Here is a 20890-nt window from a genome sequence, read left to right on the forward strand (position 1 = left end):
TTTATTTTAGGAAATTAAGTCCGGAATTTTTATCCTGCCGGGCATAGGTTTTCGATGGGGGGCAATAGTTTATGGAAAACATGTTCAGATTTGCTGATGAGCTTGGGCCATTTAAGATCATTCACGTTTACGAACCTTCGGTTGACCTGAAAGCCGTGCTGGTGGTGGACAATGTGGCCAGGGGACCTGCAATAGGAGGGGTCAGGATGGCGCCTGATGTCAGTACCGAGGAGTGTTTCAGGCTGGCGCGGGCCATGACCCTTAAAAATGCCGCTTCCGATCTTCCTTACGGGGGCGGAAAGATCGTCATGTACGGGGACCCGAAGATGCCGCAGGAGAAGAAAAGCAAGATGCTCAGGGCGCTTGCCTCTGCTCTCAGGTATACGGACGAGTACATCTTTGCCCCTGACATGGGGACCGATGAGGTCTGCATGGCCTGCATTAAAGACGAGATCGGGAGAGTCGTCGGCCTTCCCTGTGAAGTCGGCGGGATTCCCCTGGACGAGATCGGGGCTACCGGCTGGGGAGTTACCCATGCAACGGAGGTGGCTCTCCGCTACTGCGATTTCGAACTGAAGGGTGCAAGGGTGGCTATCCAGGGTTTTGGGGCTGTCGGGAAAAATGCAGCCCGTTTCCTCAGTGAAAGAGGAGCCGTGATTGTTGCCGTGGCCGACTCCCGGGGAACGGTCTATAATCCCGAAGGTCTTGATGTGGAGATCCTTACCATGCTCAAAAAAGAAGGGAAGAGCGTAACCGGTTACCCTGTCGGGGAAAAGCTTGACCGGGATGCAGTCATAGGCTTGCCCTGTGAAATCTGGATCCCTGCCGCCCGCCCGGATGTGATAACCGAAGACAACGTGCATCTCCTGGACACTAAACTGGTGGTGGAAGGAGCAAACATCCCTGTCACGGAAGGGGCGGAGAAAATCCTTCACGAAAGAGGAATTCTCTATATCCCTGATTTCATCGCAAACGCCGGGGGCGTGATCTGCGCAGCTTCCGAATACCAGGGGTCCACCCAGTGTGCAGCCTTCGGGTCAATAGAAGAAAAGGTGCGCCACAACACGGAACTCGTGCTTGAGGCGTCACTGAGAAAAGGAATCAGCCCCAGGGAAGCTGCTGTAAAACTCGCAATTGAAAGGGTAAAAAGGGCAATGAAGTACAGGCGCTGGTCGCTCTTTTCTTCGGCGCCCGGGTTTGTGTGATTTTAAATTTTTCCATTTTTTTTTCATCAGTATTTCTCGAAGCTTTTTCATTTTTTACGCCCGCAAAGCACTGCCGCTGCCCTGACTGCACTTTCCGGGCTGTAAAAGACCGGAATCCCGTTTACCGTGAAAGCCGAAGTCATTTTCCGGGGGAACTTTCCTCCCGGGGAGCAGATGATAACCGGCTTTCCGGAATTTTCGGCAAATTCCTTTATTTTTTCAGCTACTCCTTCCGAAAGCAGGGGTGGTCCCCAGAGCAGGCTTACTATTGCAATGTCGTATCCGTCCCCGAAAGCTTCCCGGAGGGCAGCCAGGTAGTGCTCGTCCCGGACATTTCCTGTCAGGTCCATGGGGTTTCTTACTGCCGCAAATGCAGGAAGGCTTCCTTTCAGCCTGCTGACAGCCTCAGGCGGGAGTCCGGGGACTTCAAGGCCGGCATCTTCACAGGCATCGGCAATGGAAATCCCTATTCCTCCACCGTCGGTTATGATAAGGACTCTTTTTCCCCTGACCGGGGGATACCTGCTCAGGACTTTACAGGCGTCTTTCAGCTCCTCATACCCTGCCACTTCGATGATTCCTGCTTTTCGGAAAGCAGCTTCATAAGCCTCATACATCCCGCTCACGGCGCCTGTATGGGAACTGGCCGCCTTTGCCCCGGTTTCCCGCTTCCCGACCTTGAGGGCGACAACGGGTTTTTTTCTTGCGCAGCGGGAGGCTACATCAAGGAACTTTCTGCCGTCTCCCACGGATTCGATATAGAGGACCGCGACTTTTGTGGCTTCATCGGCTGCGAGGAACTCAAGGCAGTCGTTTTCATCAATATCGGCTTTGTTCCCGTAACTTATTACCCTTGCAACCCCCATTCCCTCGTTTGCCAGCTCGTCCATTATCATGGCTGCAAAGGACCCGCTCTGGGTAAGCACGGAAATTCCGTTTCTTGGGGGCCTTTCGATCTTGTCGCTCCCGATAAAGAAGGTGTCCACCTTCGATACGGTATCATATATCCCCAGGCAGTTCGGGCCTATAGCCCGGATATTTTTTTCCTTGAGAAGGCTTTTCAGTTCGGCTTCCATCCCTTTTCCTTCTTCTCCCGTTTCCCGGAAACCCGAACTGACGATAACCGCCCCTTTTATATTTTCAACGGTGCCTCTCAGGATTTCAAGGACAGCCGTAGCCGGGACTGCAAAAACGGCAATGTCGATTTCATCCTCTATTTCCTCCACAGATGCGTAACATTTGAGCCCTTCTATTTCCCGGTATCCGGGGTTTACTGCATAAATTTTTCCTCCGAAACCGATCTCACGGAGGCTTTCAAGGATTGTGTAAGAAAGCTTTTCGGGATTCGGGGATGCCCCTATAAGGGCGATACTTTCAGGTTTAAAGAAAAAGTCCAGATTTTCCCCAGTGCTCATTAACTACCCCCAGGATTCTGTGGATTCCTCCCCATTTCCCAATATAATTTAGGGCTCGTTTGTATAAAAGAATATCAATGGCCTTATGGGTTTCAACTCCCCGTTTTTCAGGAAAGTTAGTTGCAAAAAATCTTCCGGCACTATCCGTGTCATCGAGCCCGGACCCCGCAGACATCCTGTTGATGTCCCCCTCGGGTTTTTGCTTCAGCTTACATTTGAGGGCCTAATTTTTCTGGACCTTAAATTTCCCGGACCTTTAAACGCCGGGAATTCAAAGGTCGCAGTATTTGCAAACAGACCTGTCGCATTCACTGTTTTTAAATTTCCACTTCGACCCCCATTTTTTTATTTCCTGGATCACGCGGATAAAGTCCTCCCCGCTTTCTGTTAGGAAATACTCGGACCTCCCTGGAAATGTGGAGTTATCGGTTTGCTTTATGATCAGCCCTTCACTTTCAAGTTCTGTCAGGCGGGCTGACAGAATTCTCGGGGTGACTCCTCCAAGCTTCCTTTTAAGCTCGTTAAAGCCTTTTTCTTTCTTTTCCCCCTTATATAGCTCAAGCAGGATGTGGATGGTCCAGCGCTTCCCCATGACATTCATCGTTTTGTAAACAGTGCAGTTTTTCATGGTATAAACATGGATACTGTCCTTATATAAACAAGTATCTTTAAAATACTACTATTAAAAGGATACCCAACAAAAGATGGATGTATATTTTCTCCGGACATTCCTTTATTAGGGATGCAGGAGTAAAATCTTTGCATAAATCCTGATATTTTTTGCAATGTATGTTGAGGCGATACCCATGAAGAAGACAATACCTGAAAAAAATGCTATCATCCAGCGTGACGGAGAAACCTACGTAATTGCTCCAAGGACCCCCGGAGGGCTTGTTGACCCTGCAACCCTGAGAAAGATTGCGGATGTTGCGGAGAAATACGGGGCTGCCACCCTGAAAATGACCTCCGAACAGAAGATGGCAATCGTGGGCTTACAGGAAGAAGATATTGACGCCGCCTGGGAAGAACTCGGGATGGACGCCGGAATCGTTGCCGGACCCTTTGTAAAGGCTGTCAAGTTCTGCCCGGGTACGACCTTTTGCAGGAAAGGCCAGCAGGATGCCGTAAGTCTCGGGTTGAAACTGGAAGAGAAATACAGGGGTGTAAAGCTTCCTTACATGTTTAAAATGGCTGTTTCGGGCTGCCCGAGTTCCTGTTCCGAACCCGTAATTAAGGATGTCGGGGTCATGGGCACCGCAAAAGGCTACACCCTTATGGTAGGCGGCGCTGCCGGGCTGAAACCGAGGCTTGCAGATGTCGTGGCAAAAGGTCTCACTGAAGACGAAGTTCTGGAAGCCGTCGACAGGATCATTGATTTCTTCAAAGAATACGGAGAAAACAGGAAGAGACTCGGAACAATCATAGACCAGGTAGGCCTTGAAGAGTTCAAAAAGGAAGTAGGCCTCTGGGAAAAATAAAGTTTTTTCCCATCACTTTTTCATTTTTAGGTTAATCCCTTCATTTTTTATTTTTAAAATTCGTTTCCTCCAAAAACGAATTTTTTTATTTTTTTATTTGTGTTGGTTTACCTCTGCGTGCCGCTACTTTCTTTCTTTCTTTCTTTCTTTCTTTCTTCTTCTTCTTCTTCTTCTTCTTTACTGCTATGCTATTTCTTTCAGGTTTCTTTTGGATTTCCTTATCTTCCCGGTTGGATATCACGTTAGATATCACAGTACTTGCAGACCGCCTTTTCACATTCTTTGTTCTTGAACTTCCATTTCAGGCCCCATCTTTTGATGCCCATGATTATTTTTATGAAATCCCTCCCGCTCTCCGTCAGGAAATACTCGGACTTCGGGGGGTTGGTGGAGTTGTCGAGGTTTTTTTCGATAAGGCCTTCATGTTCAAGCTCTGTCAGCCTTTCCGAAAGGGTTTTCGGGGTTATGCTTCCGAGCTTTCTTTTCAGTTCATTGAAGCGTTTTTCCTTTTTTTCTCCTTTGTGTAGTTCCAGGAGGATATGAATGGTCCATCTTTTCCCAACAATGTTCATTGTTTTGTAGACGGTGCAGTCCTTGACATATACAGCGCATTCTTTCATGGTATGAAGATAGAAACTGTCTACTATATAAATTAGTATCTTTAATATATCAGTACCTAAAAGATACCATGTAAACAAGATATTGTGATCAACCATATTCCTTACCCGAAAAGATGCCGTACGTCCGAAAACGGAATAAAAACAGCCGGATGCAGGGTGAAAAATGGAATGGGTAAAAGAGGAGGCAAAAAATTTGAAACAAAATTTACCTGAAAAAGGCGCAATCGTTCAGAGAGACCGTGAAACATACGCAATAGCCCCCCACCTGCCCGGCGGAATTATGGATCCGTCAGTCCTCAGGAAACTTGCTGACGTTGCGGAAAAATATGGTGCCGCAGCCCTCAAGGCGACTTCTGCCCAGCGGATTGCAATCGTAGGGCTGAAAGAAGAAGACCTCGACGCTGCCTGGGACGACCTCGGGATGGCGCCCGGAGCGGCCATAGGGCTCTGTGTAAGGAGCGTCAAGTTCTGTCCGGGCACGACCTTCTGCAAGCAGGGCAAGCAGGACGCAGTGGGCCTCGGCCTGAAGCTGGACGATAAGTACCACGGGATGGCCATGCCTTCCAAGTTCAAAATGGCCGTTTCCGGCTGCCCTAACTCCTGTTCCGAGCCCGCGATCAAGGATGTCGGAATTATGGGCACTGCAAAAGGGTACACCTTGATGGTCGGCGGCGCTGCCGGGGCAAAACCCAGGCTTGCCGAACCCGTGGCAAAGGAACTCTCCGAAGAGGAGGTCCTGGAAGCCGTGGATAAGATCGTTAATTTCTACCAAAATTCCGGTACGAAAAAGCGGCTCGGCTCTTTCATCGAGAGCATCGGCCTGGAAGAATTCAAAAAGCAGACCGGGCTGTGAGTGCCAGGATTGTACTGCTGCCGTGAATGCTGTTGCAGAATGTCCACTTTAAATTGTTTCCTCCTATAAGGCCCGCAGCCCCATTTTCCTTTTATTTCCGGGGCTTCCAACGGGTCTTTCACAATTAAGATATTTAACAATAAATTTAACAAGGAATTCAACATCTTAAAAATTTGGGTATATTGAGGATTAATTCAACAAGAAGTTCAACATCTTAAATATTTGGGTATATTGAGGATTTTCACACACTGTGAGCACTAAAATGTTGAACATTCTGATACATGGGGAGGGATTACCTTCCTCGGGGTTCCGGCATATCTGGAGAAACCAAGTTAATCAAAAACGGAAAAAAAACCGGTCAAAAAGAGGGAATCATATGAAAATAACGGACCTGAAATCAGCACCTGAAAAGCCGAACCCTCACAATGTGAGTGTCCGCATGCTCTATGATAACGAAAATGCTCAGGCGGTACATATCGAACTCAAGCCCGGGGAATCCCTGAAAAAACACATCACACCGGTGGACGTGTTTTTCTACGTACTCGAAGGAAACGGAGCCGTTGAGATCGGGGACGAACAGGTGAGAGTCAGCCGGGACATGATTATAGAAAGTCCTGCAAAAATCCCCCACCGTCTTCTGAATCCCGGAGATGGGACCTTCAGGGTACTCGTCGTAAAAGCTCCCAGGCAGAAGGATAAAACGCGCATGCTGTAAATTATTTCTTAATTTCCGGTGAGTTCTCGGATAAAACCGCAGAAGGAACGGTGATAAAATGGTCGAAGAAAAAGTGAGTGAAGAAAAAAAGGTCGGAGGCAAAACGGTCAAAGAAATAAAGCCCTCTTCAGAGACCTTAAAACCCACAAAAATAGCGGTCGTTCGCTGTGATATCGTTTCAGAAGCCTGCCCCGGGGTTGGATGTTTCAAGGCGTTCAATGAGAGGGAATCCCATTTCGAAAATTACGATGAAAACGCAGAGATGATTGCCTTCTTCACATGTGGGGGCTGCTCAGGTCGGAGAGTTTTCCGCCTGCTAAAGGCGCTCAAAAAGCACGAACCTGATGTCGTGCACCTGAGTTCCTGCATGCTGATGGAAGGCTTTTATCCCAAATGTCCGAACCTCGACACCATCAGAAAAACAATCCAGAACGAAGGAATCGAAATTGTGGAGGGCACACACCACTGAAAATCTCATTATCCCTCCACCTTTTCCTTCCTTTGTTCTCCTTTCAACCATTCACGCTAACTTTCGTCCCACACTCCTCTATCAATGATTTACACACCCCAACCTTCGTCCCAATCCCCCCTGGCTTGGAGTGTGGGGCTGGAAGTCTTATCCTTACAAACCTGCTGTCCTTACAAACCTGATATTAATTTACGAAACTTTGAGAGGTCTAAAATTATGGTAAAACGGATGATTGTAAAAATTGACGAAGAAAAATGCACTGGCTGCGGAAAATGCGTTTCCCCCTGTGCCGAAGGCGCAATCCAGATCATCAATGGGAAAGCAAAAGTCGTATCCGAAGAACTCTGCGACGGCATGGGCTTTTGCATAGGAGTCTGCCCCGAGGGTGCAATCACTATTGAAGAACGTCACACAGTTGAATTCAACAGAGAAAAAGCCGAAGCCCAGCCAAGGCAGACTGACGTCTCCATCCGCTGCTTCAGCTGTGGCGCAGGCGAAGACACCCACTACCTCATGCCGCTCAGGCATAAAATGGAGAGTCTGTGGGTCTGTACTCGCTGTCTTCCGCAGCTTATCCACGGATAAAAGTCCGCTTGAGCGAAACGAAGTGGAGCGAAACGGAACCGCGTTCTCCCGAGCCGCAACTCGGGATGGAGAGCCTGTGGGTCTGTACTCGCTGTCTTCCGCAGCTTATCCACGGATAAAAGTCCGCTTGAGCGAAACGAAGTGGAGCGAAACGGAACCGCGTTCTCCCGAGCCGCAACTCGGGATGGAGAGTCTGTGGGTCTGTACTCGCTGTCTTCCGCAGCTTATCCACGGATAAAAGTCCGCTTGAGCGAAACGAAGTGGAGCGAAACGGAACCGCATTCTGTTGCGATTATATCGCAACTCCCCGAAAATCTTTGTTTTCTGTGATCCCGAGCCGCAACTCGGGATGGAGAGTTTGTGGGTCTGTACTCGCTGTCTTCCGCAGCTTATCCACGGATAAAGCTGTTACTTTTTTTGGTGGATTGATGCAATTTGGGAAGCAAAACTCTGGGGTTTGAGATAAGTCAACCCTTTCCGTTTCTTCCTGTGGTTTACTCCTTCTTTTCTCTCTCTCTCTGTGATACAAACAATATTCCAAGGATTGCCATAACAGGTAATGCCATGGTCGGGAACTCAGGGATGTTATTGTTGGTATTCCCATTGGTCACAGATGTGCATGTGCCATCACCAAATAAAACGTGAACAGCTATGGAATGTCCGTTAACGTTGGAAGGTATAGAAGTGTATGATTCATTCAGAGTAAAAGTAATAGGATCGGTGACTCCATAGGTGTTGGATGTACCACCACCCTGAGTTTTAATCACACATAAATTATCAAATTCTCCAAAATCAGTGATAGTTGCTACCCCTTTATTTTTAATATTTTTTTCACAGTCAACACTAACTACGGGATTACTGGCAAGATTGTAATATAAGTTATTAATTCTAAGGGGCTCATAGCTTGTTGTGTGACTAATACATTGTACGGTAATAGTGCCTTTTTCTCCGTTCAGATCTGCCTGTATAGAGATCTTTCCATCAAATATATCGTTATCCGCTTTTGTCAAATAGATTGTTTCCGCGCCTGCGGTTCCCACCATAAAAAGTATGATCGCAAGGATTCCAACTCCCAGCATTTTTTGCATTGCTATAAAACCACCAACTATAATTAATCAATTATACCCACTAATAACTCATATAGATTTTTATTTCATACCCCGTAGCTTGCTGCGGGAATGGACACTTCCCCGAGAACCGTTGATGAGATACGATTTCTCAAATCCATTTTTTGTTTGTTAATTTCTGCTCGAACTAAACCGTGTTAGGTCTATTGTCTTCTTTTACGGAATTTTTAGCGGTGGAGCGAACATACCCCTTTGATTGCAGCGTGGTGCGCCAGCACAACTTTGATTGCAAAATGGTGTCCTCCTCAAATTTGAGGCATTTTCAATTACATTAATAATATAATAGTCAATCTATTTTATACTCCTCCAGCTTTAAAACTTGGAATTTTTGCATCAAAATGCAAGGCAATAATCCAATATATTTCTGAAAACCAAACCTGTATGAGTATACCTATATTCGCATTTTGGAGAAATAATAGAAACTCCAATAATATCTTTGATTTTACGTGATCCCGAAGCGTAATTCGGGAGGGAGTGTCCCTGGGTCTGCACTCGCTGCCTTCCGCAGCTTATCCACGGTTAAGATTCTCTCCGGGTTGAAAACTGAAAGGATGAGATGTAAAATTAACTGAAAAAAATATATAAGTAAAAGTAACTCATTGAATCCCACATGATGCGGTTCTTAGGTTTGAAGTCAGGTTCTAAATGGTTCGTTTTTCTTTCCGTAATCCTATTCGTTTTCCTGGTTATTACTGTTTTTTCGGGATGCATAGATGAGCGAAAGCCAGAACTTTCGCCTGGTGAAGTTGACGAGCTTATTCAGGAACTGGGTTCTGAAAATAGAAGCATTCGCATCAACGCTGAAAATGAACTATCAACCTACCGGGATTCTGCTTCCGAAGCTATGCTTCGGACATTAAATGATGGAAATGAAAGCGTAAAAGTCCGCACTAATACCGCATACATTCTTGGAAGATGGGACGAAAAAAGAGCTATTAAAGCTCTTGTACAGAACCTTGATGACGAGAGTCCGGTTGTCCGGGAAAATGCAGCCATAGTGCTGGAAGTTCTGGGAGATGAAACTGCGGTTGAAGCTCTGCTCGAGACTCTGGAAGGGGACGAAAACGAGTCTGTTCGGAGTAGTGCGTCCCTGGCTCTTGGGGGTATAGGAGATGAAAGAGCTTTAAAGCCTCTTATTGAAATCCTGGGCAATGAGTCTGAAAAGCTTTCTGTCCGAACCTCTGCGGCAGAAGCTCTCGGAAGGCTTGGAGATAGGAGAGCTGTCGACCTCCTTATTCTAAAATTAAGTGAGGAAGATTATAGGCTTCGTTTTGCCTCTGTCCGGGCTCTTGGGCAACTTGAAGATGAAAGAGCTGTTGTTCCCCTTGTGGGGATTCTGGATAACAATAATGAAAACCTTTCCGTCCGTAAAGAGGCGGTATATTCTCTCGGAAAGCTCGGAGATGATAAGGCTTTTACTTCCCTTATGGAAACACTTCAAGCTGAAGATCTGGGGCTTAGAATGGCTTCAGTTTCCGCTCTTGAAATGCTCGATAAGGAAAGGGCTGTAGATGTTTTGCTACCTGTTCTTAACAATGAAAGTCAGGCCGTGAAAGTCCGGGAAGCTTCAGCTCTTGCTTTAGGAAGGCTGGGGGACAAAAAAGCTTTTGAAAGTCTATTTTACTTGCTCCAATCGGAAAATCCTGAACTTCGTTTGGCTTCCATAGAAGCCTTGGGAGACCTCCGGGATAGAAGAGCAGTTGATCCTCTTATCCTTATCATGCGTGATAAAAGGGAAGTAATGGTCCTCAGGACAACTGCTGCATATTCACTTAGCAAAATTGGTGGAAATGAAGCGGTTGATGCTCTAATCAGTGCGCTTGATTCCGATGAGTTCGAAATCCGTCGGGCTGCAATTTCAGTCCTTGGAGTTTTCGGGGACGAAAGAGCAGAAGAACCTCTCTTAGGGCTGCTTGAGGACGAAAATATAACCATCCGCCTCTTTGCTGTGGATGCGCTTGGGGGAACAGGAGGGCTCAGGGCAGTAGAAGAGCTTGAGCAAATAGCAGCTAACGAATCTGAGGATGAATATCTCAGAGATGCCGCTAATGATTCTGTTTTAAGGATAAGAGACAGAATTTAAATTATAGTCCCCAACGTAAATATTTACACTTACACTTGAGATTGGTAAAAGAATTTGGGTTCTTGACTATAATTCTTTTTTGTTTTTTGTTGAGGGCCGTCAGGCAAGCTGGCGGAGGTTTCCTTTTGAATCTAATTGAAAAACGGTTTCCGGGTTCAGGTGGAATGGTTCAAGCGGAACATTTCCTGGACCAGTGAAACTTTAACGGGAGATCAGAGTCTTTTCTGCTGCTAATTTTTCGAAAATTACTTATCATAATAATATTCAGCATGTACTGTGCAGAAGAAAAAGCTCCTCCTGGATATCGGCCTGAACGCCTATGAAGCTGCAGCCTACCTCTCCCTTTTGAAACTGGGCGTATCCGAAGCTAGCACCGTCTACAGGGATTCGGAGGTGCCCTACGGGAAGATCTACACTGTTCTTGAGTCCCTGGCAGGGAAAGGCTTTGTGGAAGTCCAGACCTCAAGGCCCAAAAAGTTCAGGGCAGTTGACCCTGAGCTAGCTCTTGATGCTTTTTTTGAAAAGAGGAAAGCTGAAGTTGAAAGGGAAATGGCACTTTTGAAAGTTTCTGTCGAGGAAGCAAAGCAGGCCCTGAAAGCCGTTTCTCCTCAGAAGCGGACGAATGAAGTTTTCTGGACAACCGCAATCACCGAATCCGAAATCATGAAATTTGCAACTTCCGTCTACAGGGAAGTTAAAAAATCGATATGTGTAATCCCTCCCACTTTAGGCATGCCCATAATCGCGAGCCTGCTCCCGGAAATCATAAAAGCCTTAGACAGGGGAGTTAAGATCAGGCTTCTCATATCCCCGCGTTTCCTGGCTCTTGTTTCCCTTTTTTCAATGCAGGAGGAGGAAACTCGCGTGAAACTGAAAAAAAGCCTGGATATCAGGCTCAGCCAGAACTTTGACTCTTACTTCGGGGTCGTTGACGACAGCGTGGTAATCCTCTTCCAGCCCCACCCACAGGATAAAGACCGCGTCCTTTCGGTAGTGAAAATCTGGGACTCCGGGCTTGCAAAGAACCTCAAGGAGGAGTTCGAGCTTTTGTGGATGGCAGGAGAGCGGCTTGATCTGGAGGAAAAATTAAAGGTGGAAGAGGTCTCGGAGCTTGACGAAGAACTTGAAGAAGAACTTGAACTGGGAGTAGATTTTGATTTGGAGGATGACCTTGAAGAAGACCTCGGGCTGAAAGAGGCTCTGAGTTTGAGGAAAAGCTTGAGGCGAAAAACAAATTCAGACTCCCCTGACTGATCTCACCAACCTTGTCCGGTTTTTGAATATGATTTTCAACAATAAAGGCATCTGAAGGTTGTACAGACTATTTTTATATTTCGGGAAGGGGTATAAATTACCCCTATTCAAAACAGTGAAGACCTCAAACACTCAAACATCTACCTGAGTTCCTCTTTTTACTATTGCAAGATGTTTCTTCTTAACGTATGCCCTTATGTTTTTTGGCGGGAAAGATATTAGCGCATAAAAGTACCTGATATTAGTAATTTTGGATGAGGCCTTTGGTTTAACCACATTCCTAATCCGATATGATGATTCAATAGTAAATCTTCTTCTGTAAATTGTACTGACCTTTCCTGGAGACCACCTGACTCAAAAACTTCGAAACCAAGGTTTTTACATCCTTTTTTGGTCGTGTCCCGAGCCTGAAGATACATGAATTGCTGTACTAAATTTCTCTTTTAAGGGGGACAGTTTCCAAATGTGGTAAAAGTAGGAAGCGTTTTATATTGGGACTTACTACTTCTTATTAATACTTGCATTGTTGTACATGAGTCAGTAGTATGAAAGTCAAAATATCTGAAACGTGCGTTTTTGAATAAACTTGCATGTAATTGATTTCTGGCTTTAAGTGTGTGAGTGACATGAAATATTCTTCCTAGAGTTATTGTTAAAAACTTACAAAGCTGATACGAAATAAAAACAGCAATTAGGAGATCATTCTTGAAAATAAATTAAAACAGTGCTGTTTGCTCAATTGGATAACATATCAGGGGAATCATTATCCATGAAGAATTTTGTAAAAAATTCAGAACCACATTCTGTCCTGATTAAAGAAAATCAAATGCTGGTTTCTTTGAGATGTACTTCTGAATGATCAATACAGCGAAAGAGCTTATGAGAGAAATGTTCAGGAGTTAGATGCACATGTCAGAAATAAACATATTAGATGACTCTTTTGAGCCAAAAGCAGTACATGACCATTTTATGGAACTAACAAAATTATATCATCCTTCAGGGGAGGAAGACAGGGTTCGGGAATATGTGGTAGAATGCCTTAAAAAGATCGAAGGCGCAGAATACCTTTTTTACGAGCGCGATGCTAAAGACCCCGGAAATAGAGTAATTATCTTTCGCAGAAAGGGTTCAGGGAATTATGTCAGTGCTCCTTATATCACCCTACAGGCGCATATGGATATGGTATGCTCCCCTGACAGGGAAATTTTCCCATTAAAAGTCTTTGGCTATCCAGATGAAGAAAGTGAAAAGTGGATAAAAGCCGGAGATCAGGAAAGCATAACCGACCCAGGAAAAGGCACAACTCTGGGTGCGGATGACGGAATTGGAGTAGCCACTATCCTTGCCCTTCTGGAAGACGAGAAACTCAAAGACTATCCATTCGAGTGTTATTTTACTGTTCAGGAAGAAACTGATATGGGCGGAGCTGCAAAATTTGATCCTGCTCTGCTGAAAGGGAGAACGTACATAAATCTCGACGCAGAAGACGTAAAAACTATTATTTACGGCAGTGCGGGCGGTTGCAGCGTCCGGTATGATGGAAACGCTACTTTATCACCCGTTCCTGAGGGTTTTATCAACCTGAAACTATCGATTTCAGGGCTTTGTGGAGGACATTCCGGGATTAACATCAATTGTGGAAGGCTTAATGCCATCAAAGTTGTCACTGATATCCTCATCCGGCTCAATAACCGACTCACAAATCTTGACGTCAAGGGCGAGGGAATTAAAAGCTACGATTTGCGCCTGGTTTCATTGAAAAGGGATGAGGAAGCAATCTCAAATAAGATTCCAAGCTGTGCCAGTGCCATAATTGCCCTACCAGAAATCAATAAGGTAGAATTTGAAAATGATTTTAACGCTTATTGTGAAGCCTTAAAGGTACAGTCTAAGCCTGAGGAGAATTTGGTTTACAGTATTCAGGCCGTTGAAAGCACTCCGAACTCTCTTAATGAAGCATCGACAGATGCGCTTTTATGCTTGCTCAGGCAGATCCCTCACGGCGTAATCCGCATGATCCCGAATGTACCTAATCTGGTGGAGACGTCAAGTAACCTTGCAGACGTTAGTATTCAGCCAGGGGGCATGGCAGATCTTAACGTTCAGCCAGAAGTGACGATTAAAGCCTCAAACCGCAGCTCTGACAAGTATTCCATGGATGCTCTTGTTCAAATTCAAAAAACGATCGGGAAACTCTTCAAGTACACGGTAGAAACAGGTGATTCCTATCCGGCATGGGAACCGGATGTCAATTCTCCACTTCTTGATAAAGCAAAAACCGTGTATAACAAAATTTATGGTGAAGAGTCCCTTGCAACAGTAATCCATGCAGGGCTCGAATGCAGCTATATTGTGGCAAAATCCGAGGAAATAGACTGTATCTCCATAGGACCGACAATAATGAACCCTCATACCGGAGGAGAACGCCTCCAAGCAGCCACAGTGGAGAAATTCTATGGAGCAGTAACCGATCTTATCCAAAGTCTCTTCTAAAAAAATACGGAATTTAATGATTAGAAGGTTGGACTCTACGTCCGTCAGCTTCTTATTTTTTCCTCTATTTTTCAAAGTAAGCTGGGGGAGGCAGAGCATTTTTCAATTGTGTCTGAGGGGTTAAAATCATGATTTCAAGAAAAATAAACCTTGAAAAATTAGATGACTCTAAAAAGTATCGTGTTGGCGCATACAGTGCCAGATATATTCCAAAGGTCAAAGAAAAAGGAGTTCCAAAGTATGAGTTCCCTGAAGAGGGAATGAATCCGAGAGCAGCTTATCAACTGGTACATGATGAGCAGAGCCTCGACGGCAATCCTTTCCTGAATCTGGCAAGTTTTGTCAACACATGGATGGAACCTGAAGCAGATAAGCTTGTCATGGAAAACATCAATAAAAACATCATAGATATTTTCGAATATCCGCAAACTGACAAAGTTATCCACAGGAACCTTGTGAATATGCTCGGGCGACTTTTTAACGGGCATAACACCGAATTCGTGGGTACGGCCACAGCCGGCTCTTCAGAAGCCATAATGCTAGGTTTGCTGGCTCACAAGTGGAGCTGGAAAAAGTCAGGGGGAGGTACTGGTAAACCAAATATAGTTTTCGGAAACGATGCTCATGTTTGCTGGGATAAGTTTGCCAGATATTTTGATGTTGAGGCAAGAAAAGTCCCTATAGACAAAAAAAGGCGTACGATTACTGCCAGAGCGGTCTCAAAGCAGATTGATGAGAACACCATCTGTGTTGGCTGTGTACTGGGAACTACTTTTACAGGAGAAATCGATCCAGTACAGGACATTAACGATTTACTTCTCAAGTATAAAAAAGAAAAAGGCTGGGACATACCCATCCACATAGACGCTGCAAGCGGTGGCTTCATATTGCCTTTTACCGAACCGGATTTTGAATGGGATTTCAGACTGGAAAGAGTAAAATCCGTAAACGTTTCAGGGCATAAGTACGGACTGACCTACCCTGGCCTTGGCTGGCTGATCTTCCGCGATAAAGATGACCTCCCAGAAGAACTGATTTTCCATGTGAACTACCTCGGAGAAATGGAAGACTCGTACACCCTGAACTTTTCAGGGGGTAGTGCCATGGTTGTGGCCCAATATTATAATATTTTAAGGTTCGGAAGAGCTGGCTATACCGGAATAATGAAAAATATCCTTGATGTCTCACGGGATCTTGCTGAGAGAGTCGACAGGCTGGGCCGCTTTGAAATGCTGAACAAAGGAGAAAGGCTCCCCATAATTGCTTTCAGACAAAAAGAGATAACTGGATATTCTCTGCAGCAGCTCTCGTATAAACTGAGGGAAAAGGGCTGGATAGTTCCTGCCTACTGCCTCCCGAAAAATGCGGAAGATATCGAGATCATGCGCATCGTCGTAAGAGAAAACTTCACTTCGGACATGGCGACAATTCTCGTCAGTGATCTCGAAAATGCATGTCAATTTTTTGAAAATGGGACACAGCCCGGGGCAAAAAAACCCTGCCCACCTGAAAAGTATCTGGCCCGTATTTGCTGAAAATTTGCACTTCAGCCAGCTTATTTTTTAGAAAAATCTGATTTCCGAATTCAGTTATGGATTTAAAAATTAGAAGTAAAGAGGTGCCATTTATGTCACATAAACTTCCTGTTTTAATCATTGCCGGTGAGAAATACGGGTATGAATCGGCTTCCGACCAGGCAATGAAACGCCTTAAAGAGGCAATTCATGAACTGGGCTACAAGACGACCACGGCCACAACCCCGGAAGACGGCCTGTCTCTTGTCGTTTCAGACCCGGGTTTCGGGTGTGTCTTTCTGGACTGGGACCTTTCAGGGGGATCTCACTTTAGCGAGCACGCTGCAGAGGATATTATAAAATCCATCCGTGCCAGAAACAAAAACCTTCCCATCTTTCTTATTGCGGAGAAAACGCTTGTAGGCGACTTACCTACTGAAGTGGTCAAGGAAGTCCATGAGTACGTTTACATGTACCAGGACACAGCAGCCTTCATTGCGGGCAGGATGGATTTCGCAGTTCGACGCTACTATGAAGCCCTTCTCCCCCCATATTTCCAAGAATTAAAAAAGTTCACCGAAGATGCAGCCTACAGCTGGGATGCGCCCGGACATATGGGAGGCGTAGCCTATCTGAAACATCCTGTAGGCATGGAGTTTCACAAGTTCTTCGGAGAGAACATCATGCGTGCCGATATAGGCATTTCAACTGCCGAACTTGGAGACTGGCTTGAGCACATAGGCCCTTCATATGAGTCCGAACGTAATGCAGCGCGCATCTTCGGGGCGGAGTATACTTTCTACGTGCTTGGCGGTTCCTCGACTTCAAACAGGATCGTCTGCCAGGGGGCCATAGGTGCAGGAGAGATGGTAATTGTGGACCGCAACTGCCACAAGTCTCTCAACCATGGGCTGACCATCAGCGGAGCAAGGGCAGTTTACCTGAAGCCCACACGCAATGGTTATGGCATGATAGGGCTCATACCTCCTAGCTTTTTCGAGCCAGACCATATAAAAAAACTAATTGAAGAGAGTCCATTGGCTCCTGATGCAGTATCCATGGATCCTTCCTACGCTGTTGTGACCAACTGTACATATGATGGGTTCTGCTATGATGTGGACCGTGTAGTTGAGCTACTTGGCAGGAGTGTTCCCCGGGTTCACTTCGACGAGGCCTGGTATGCCTATGCTAAGTTTCATCCCCTTTATAGAGGCCGTTTTTCGATGGGTGTTCCGGAGAATGATAATTTGCCTACACTCTTTGCCGTGCAGTCAACCCATAAGATGCTGCCCGCTTTTTCGATGGCCTCGATGATTCACCTCAGGGTCAATCAGAAAAAAGCTCCTCTGGAGTTTGATCAGTTCAATGAGGCATTCATGATGCACGGAACCACCTCGCCTTTCTATCCGATGATTGCCTCTATTGACGTGGCCACTTCAATGATGGACGAGCCTGCCGGTCCGACAATGATGCAGGAGACGGTTCTGGACTCCATAGGCTTGCGTAAAGCTATTGCCTCGGTAGCCAGAAAATTTGCGGCAGACGGCGAACAGAATAGCTGGTTTTTCTCCTGCTATCAGCCCGAGAGAGTATCCGATCCGAGAACAGGAGACCAGTTTAACTTTGTAGACGCGCCTGATGAGTTGCTTGCGAATGAGCCCTCCTGCTGGATGCTAAATCCAGGGGATAGGTGGCACGGATTCGAAGATAATTGTCTCGACGAGAGTTACTGCATGCTCGATCCGACCAAGGTGACAATTATATGTCCGGGTATTAGTCCAGATGGTCAAATTTCAGATTGTGGTATTCCCGGATCTATCCTGACGCGCTTTCTGGACTCACGCAGGATTGAGATCGCAAGGACAGGGGACTACACCGTGCTCGTGCTCTTCTCAGTAGGGTCAAGTAAAGGTAAATGGGGTACTCTTCTTGAGGCCCTGATCGAATTCAAGCGTCTCTATGACAGTGGAGCAACTGTCTCTGAAGTTCTTCCTGAGCTGGTCGCCGAATACCCGGAAAGCTATAGTCTGAATGGCGACAGGCCCCTGACCCTCAAAGGTCTCTGCCAGATGATGCATGAAGAGATGAGCAAGCTTAACCTTCCTGGCCTGCTGAATGAAGCCTGTGATACCATCCCGGAGACCGTGCTTTCTTCTGCCGAAACATATCAGAAACTCGTCCGTGGGAAGACAGAAAAACTCAAAGTCGAGGAGGTAGAAAACCGGGTTTCCGGACATCTACTGGTGCCTTATCCTCCCGGAATACCAATCCTGATGCCCGGGGAACGCCTTGGAAGTAAGGAAAGCCCGCACATCCAGTTCTTGCTCAACCTTCAGGATTTCAGCCAGAGCTTCCCAGGTTTCGGGCACGAGATTCATGGAATCGAGGTTGATGAGAAAGGTGTTTTCTGGATGCGCTGTGTGAAGAAAGAAATCTGTGAAGCGAAAGTAGGAATCTGTGAAGCGGAAGAAACAATCCGTGAAAAGAAAGAAAAAAGAACTTTCACTTCTACTCCTATCTATAGAGAAATGACTCGTCCGCGCTCAGTTATGAAATCTTTCAAAAAGGGCCGTTCCTGATCGGCAAAGAAAGTAGTGAAAGGAAGGAAGGAAGACTGAAAGCTGTGAAGAAGCTAAAAATTATGAATTTTAACGAGTTTGTAGGGTCTAAATGTGTTTTGTCCCAAAATCATCTCACTTTTCTAATTTCTTTTATTGAAGGTATATAGTGGACAGGTGACCTGTTATTTTACTTCGACTTCGAATTTGTTTCTTTTACATGATCATCTCACAGTACCAAAACGGAATTGGAATTTACTCAACGTTTAACCTTTTGAGTCTCCTGATATTGTATCGCGTATCAAAATTTCAAATGTTTTTGAATCTGCGAAATCATTTCTGGATACAACATATACGGTCAGTTTTCTGCCCGGAAAAGCCGCGCCAAAGCGCGAGGCAAGACCGGCGGGATAGGGCTATTCAGGCTACGTCGGTTTCTTGCGATCAAAAAATATTATTACCATCCGCCCTTTTTAGGCACTGACATGATCATCGGTGTGCTGGGGCCCGAAGGCTCATATTCGGAAAGGGCGGCAAAGCTCTGGATGCTCAAAAACGACCTGGAAACTGCGGAACTGCGGTATTTTGAGGATATCGAGGACGCTTTTTTTGCCGCGGCCGGAGGAAAAACAGATATTTCGGTAATCCCCATCGAAAATTCCATCGAGGGTTCAGTAGGCGTAACCCTGGACCTCCTCCGGGAAGACGGAGCAGTAATAAGCGGGGAGGTAGTGGTCAAAATCGAGCACTGCTTGCTCTCTAAAGGCAGCCCTGAAGCCATCAGGATTATCCTCTCCCACCCCCAGGCTCTTGCCCAGTGCCGGCATTTCCTGAAAACGAATTTCCCGCATGCGGAACTCAGGAGCACGGGCAGCACTTCCCACGCTGCAAGGCTGGCCGGGGAGTTTGAGGAAATGGCAGCAATTGCCTCCCCCGAGGCTGCCGAAAAGTACGGGCTGAAGGTCTTGCTTTCCAACATCCAGGACCGGAAGGAAAACCACACCCGTTTCATCGTCATAAGGGCCGAGGAGTCCGGAAAATACGGTACTTCCGGCTGCAAGGAAGAGGGTGAGAAATCGAGCAAGGAATCGGACAGGATACGAGGTAAATGCAAGACCTCCCTTATCGCCTACCTGGTAAAAGACCGGCCCGGAGCCCTCTACGAATTGCTGGGCGCTTTTGCAAAGCGGGGGATCAACCTGACAAAGATCGAATCGCGGCCTTCCAAAAGGGAACTTGGGGATTATTATTTCTACATCGATTTCGAGGGCTCTGCCAGCGATGCACTTATAAAAGATGCCTTAGAAGATATTAAGGCAAAAGCTGATATCCTAAGAGTCCTTGGTTCCTATCCGGCTTTAGGAAATTCGGAAGCTTAAGGCGTGGACTCCGGGAAAGGGAACAAAGCTCCAGGGAGAGGCAGAAGCCTGTATCATAGTTAAAAAAAGAAGAATGTAAATAAAGTATAGACCCCTATCTTAAAATAAAATATCACACAAAAGTACAGGCTCAGATCACTAAAAGTTACATATCACATTTATATAACCGGATCCGTATTCCCGGTACTTAGAGGCGGCAGGATGGCTCTCGAGATTGAAAAAATAGTAACTAAACACGAATCGGCCCTTAAGAGATACAGAGGCTTCTATTTCCTGGCGGACCTGCTTGCTGCGTTCCTTGTCCTGTATGCCCTTTTCACGGTCTTCAACATGCAGGATATATTTTTTATGTTCCCCGTCTTTGAGCCTTACACAGGTGCAAGATACGATTTCTTAGGCTTTGAAACCTTTTTTGAGACGCTCGGGATGGCTTTTCTGGCCTTTTCCCTGTCCCTGGCTTTAACGGCAATCAGGCATTACAGGACCGGTAAGAAGGATGCTATTTCCCTTGTTGAGGAAAAGTACCCCGTGCTGAAAGAAAGGCTCAGGACCGCTTACGACAACCGGGAACTTGATAATATCATTGTCCAGGACCTGATTGGCAGCGTTATTCTCGATTCGAAGCCCGTGAAGTCTTCAGCTTTCCTGAACCGGAAGAAGCTTGCAAAGAACTTCTTCATGATCGTGTGTGCGGTTGTGGTCCTTGTCTATGTTGCCGAGACCGGCTACCAGGGCGAGTTCAGTCCTACGGACCTGGAAGAGGTCATCGAGGACATCCCCTTCCCGGGTTCGGATTCCGACCTTTTCTCGCTGGAGGACGGCGGCGGGACTTCCGAGGAAGAGCCTGGAGAAGACCTATTCGGGGAGCCTGCTGTTATTGTGGTGGAGGGCACGGAAGTGGACCTGAAAATACCTCCAGGGGCAGGACTGGGCTTTACCGTAACGGAGGAAGGGGAAGAGCGAGATGAGGAGTTTATCCAGTCTGCAGCCTACGACCCCGAAGCTATTGCCTCCCAGGCCTATTACGACAACCTTCCGGAAGGGTACAGGAGTATAATCCAGAGTTACTTTGAAGAACTTGCGGAAGAATAAAATGAAAAATTTATCTAAAGTTCGGGTTCCCATTGTATGAGCTAAGAAAC

19 protein-coding genes and 1 pseudogene are annotated in these 20890 nt (G+C 46.2%); 14 read left to right on the plus strand and 6 right to left on the minus strand.

Going from position 1 to position 20890, the window contains the following annotated elements; all coding sequences use genetic code 11:
- Nucleotides 1–71: 71 nt before the first annotated feature.
- Nucleotides 72–1205, plus strand: coding sequence for a Glu/Leu/Phe/Val family dehydrogenase (locus ACSAZK_RS14875; protein WP_440954847.1), 1134 nt, complete (start codon nucleotides 72–74; stop codon nucleotides 1203–1205).
- A gap of 47 nt (nucleotides 1206–1252) precedes the next feature.
- Here ACSAZK_RS14875 and ACSAZK_RS14880 read toward each other — a convergent pair whose 3' ends face one another.
- Together ACSAZK_RS14880 and ACSAZK_RS14885 are read right to left on the minus strand one after the other, a co-directional pair.
- Nucleotides 1253–2620, minus strand: coding sequence for an acetate--CoA ligase family protein (locus ACSAZK_RS14880; protein ID WP_440954848.1), 1368 nt, complete (start codon nucleotides 2618–2620; stop codon nucleotides 1253–1255).
- A gap of 271 nt (nucleotides 2621–2891) precedes the next feature.
- On the minus strand, nucleotides 2892–3248 hold the full coding sequence (locus ACSAZK_RS14885; protein WP_440954849.1) for a winged helix-turn-helix transcriptional regulator: 357 nt from the start codon (nucleotides 3246–3248) through the stop codon (nucleotides 2892–2894).
- A 178-nt stretch (nucleotides 3249–3426) separates the two neighbouring features.
- On the opposite strand from ACSAZK_RS14885, the gene ACSAZK_RS14890 reads away from it, so the two are divergent.
- Entirely contained in the window at nucleotides 3427–4098 is a 672-nt protein-coding gene (locus tag ACSAZK_RS14890; protein WP_440954850.1) for an NAD(P)/FAD-dependent oxidoreductase, read from the plus strand.
- 85 nt (nucleotides 4099–4183) lie between these two features.
- Here ACSAZK_RS14890 and ACSAZK_RS14895 read toward each other — a convergent pair whose 3' ends face one another.
- Nucleotides 4184–4351 carry a hypothetical protein gene (locus ACSAZK_RS14895; RefSeq protein WP_440954851.1) on the minus strand — a complete coding sequence of 56 codons (168 nt, stop codon included), beginning with the start codon at nucleotides 4349–4351 and terminating at the stop codon, nucleotides 4184–4186.
- Complete coding sequence (locus tag ACSAZK_RS14900) at nucleotides 4341–4718, minus strand: winged helix-turn-helix transcriptional regulator (RefSeq protein WP_440954852.1); 378 nt, start codon at nucleotides 4716–4718, stop codon at nucleotides 4341–4343. The genes ACSAZK_RS14895 and ACSAZK_RS14900 overlap by 11 nt, the downstream gene beginning before the upstream one ends.
- Before the next feature lie 193 nt (nucleotides 4719–4911).
- Here ACSAZK_RS14900 and ACSAZK_RS14905 point away from each other — a divergent pair, with 193 nt between their 5' ends.
- The 5 genes from ACSAZK_RS14905 to ACSAZK_RS14925 all read left to right on the plus strand — a co-directional run bounded on the left by ACSAZK_RS14905 (nucleotide 4912) and on the right by ACSAZK_RS14925 (nucleotide 7578).
- A complete protein-coding gene (locus tag ACSAZK_RS14905) occupies nucleotides 4912–5571 on the plus strand; it encodes an NAD(P)/FAD-dependent oxidoreductase (protein WP_440954853.1) in 660 nt (219 codons plus the stop codon).
- A gap of 376 nt (nucleotides 5572–5947) precedes the next feature.
- Nucleotides 5948–6286 (plus strand): cupin domain-containing protein, encoded by a 339-nt coding sequence (locus ACSAZK_RS14910; protein WP_440954854.1) that lies wholly within the window; start codon nucleotides 5948–5950, stop codon nucleotides 6284–6286.
- Nucleotides 6287–6344: 58 nt separating this feature from the next.
- The gene (locus ACSAZK_RS14915; protein ID WP_440954855.1) at nucleotides 6345–6755 is read left to right on the plus strand and encodes a CGGC domain-containing protein; all 411 of its coding nucleotides are present in this window, start codon (nucleotides 6345–6347) and stop codon (nucleotides 6753–6755) included.
- A gap of 216 nt (nucleotides 6756–6971) precedes the next feature.
- Nucleotides 6972–7340, plus strand: coding sequence for an ATP-binding protein (locus ACSAZK_RS14920; protein ID WP_440954856.1), 369 nt, complete (start codon nucleotides 6972–6974; stop codon nucleotides 7338–7340).
- 76 nt (nucleotides 7341–7416) lie between these two features.
- Nucleotides 7417–7578, plus strand: a complete 162-nt coding sequence (locus ACSAZK_RS14925; protein ID WP_440954857.1) for a hypothetical protein — start codon at nucleotides 7417–7419, stop codon at nucleotides 7576–7578.
- Between the two features lie 256 nt (nucleotides 7579–7834).
- Here ACSAZK_RS14925 and ACSAZK_RS14930 read toward each other — a convergent pair whose 3' ends face one another.
- On the minus strand, nucleotides 7835–8428 hold the full coding sequence (locus tag ACSAZK_RS14930) for a PEF-CTERM sorting domain-containing protein (protein ID WP_440954858.1): 594 nt from the start codon (nucleotides 8426–8428) through the stop codon (nucleotides 7835–7837).
- 649 nt (nucleotides 8429–9077) lie between these two features.
- On the opposite strand from ACSAZK_RS14930, the gene ACSAZK_RS14935 reads away from it, so the two are divergent.
- Nucleotides 9078–10550: a HEAT repeat domain-containing protein gene (locus ACSAZK_RS14935; RefSeq protein ID WP_440954859.1), complete on the plus strand. Its 1473-nt coding sequence runs from the start codon at nucleotides 9078–9080 to the stop codon at nucleotides 10548–10550.
- Nucleotides 10551–10826: 276 nt separating this feature from the next.
- Nucleotides 10827–11804 carry a TrmB family transcriptional regulator gene (locus tag ACSAZK_RS14940; RefSeq protein WP_440954860.1) on the plus strand — a complete coding sequence of 326 codons (978 nt, stop codon included), beginning with the start codon at nucleotides 10827–10829 and terminating at the stop codon, nucleotides 11802–11804.
- A gap of 150 nt (nucleotides 11805–11954) precedes the next feature.
- Here ACSAZK_RS14940 and ACSAZK_RS14945 read toward each other — a convergent pair.
- A pseudogene (locus ACSAZK_RS14945) lies at nucleotides 11955–12196 on the minus strand (ISH3 family transposase); the annotation flags it as partial.
- A 517-nt stretch (nucleotides 12197–12713) separates the two neighbouring features.
- Here ACSAZK_RS14945 and ACSAZK_RS14950 point away from each other — a divergent pair.
- The 5 genes from ACSAZK_RS14950 to ACSAZK_RS14970 all read left to right on the plus strand — a co-directional run bounded on the left by ACSAZK_RS14950 (nucleotide 12714) and on the right by ACSAZK_RS14970 (nucleotide 20840).
- Nucleotides 12714–14297 (plus strand): M20/M25/M40 family metallo-hydrolase, encoded by a 1584-nt coding sequence (locus ACSAZK_RS14950; protein WP_440954861.1) that lies wholly within the window; start codon nucleotides 12714–12716, stop codon nucleotides 14295–14297.
- A 128-nt stretch (nucleotides 14298–14425) separates the two neighbouring features.
- On the plus strand, nucleotides 14426–15832 hold the full coding sequence (locus tag ACSAZK_RS14955) for a glutamate decarboxylase (protein ID WP_440954862.1): 1407 nt from the start codon (nucleotides 14426–14428) through the stop codon (nucleotides 15830–15832).
- A gap of 92 nt (nucleotides 15833–15924) precedes the next feature.
- Complete coding sequence (locus ACSAZK_RS14960; RefSeq protein WP_440954863.1) at nucleotides 15925–18390, plus strand: Orn/Lys/Arg decarboxylase N-terminal domain-containing protein; 2466 nt, start codon at nucleotides 15925–15927, stop codon at nucleotides 18388–18390.
- A gap of 464 nt (nucleotides 18391–18854) precedes the next feature.
- Entirely contained in the window at nucleotides 18855–19748 is an 894-nt protein-coding gene (pheA, locus tag ACSAZK_RS14965) for a prephenate dehydratase (protein ID WP_440954864.1), read from the plus strand.
- Nucleotides 19749–19949: 201 nt separating this feature from the next.
- Nucleotides 19950–20840 carry a DUF7502 family protein gene (locus tag ACSAZK_RS14970; protein WP_440954865.1) on the plus strand — a complete coding sequence of 297 codons (891 nt, stop codon included), beginning with the start codon at nucleotides 19950–19952 and terminating at the stop codon, nucleotides 20838–20840.
- The last annotated feature ends 50 nt before the right edge of the window (nucleotides 20841–20890 follow it).

It is taken from the genome of Methanosarcina sediminis (assembly GCF_052056915.1).
Lineage (GTDB): Archaea > Halobacteriota > Methanosarcinia > Methanosarcinales > Methanosarcinaceae > MTP4.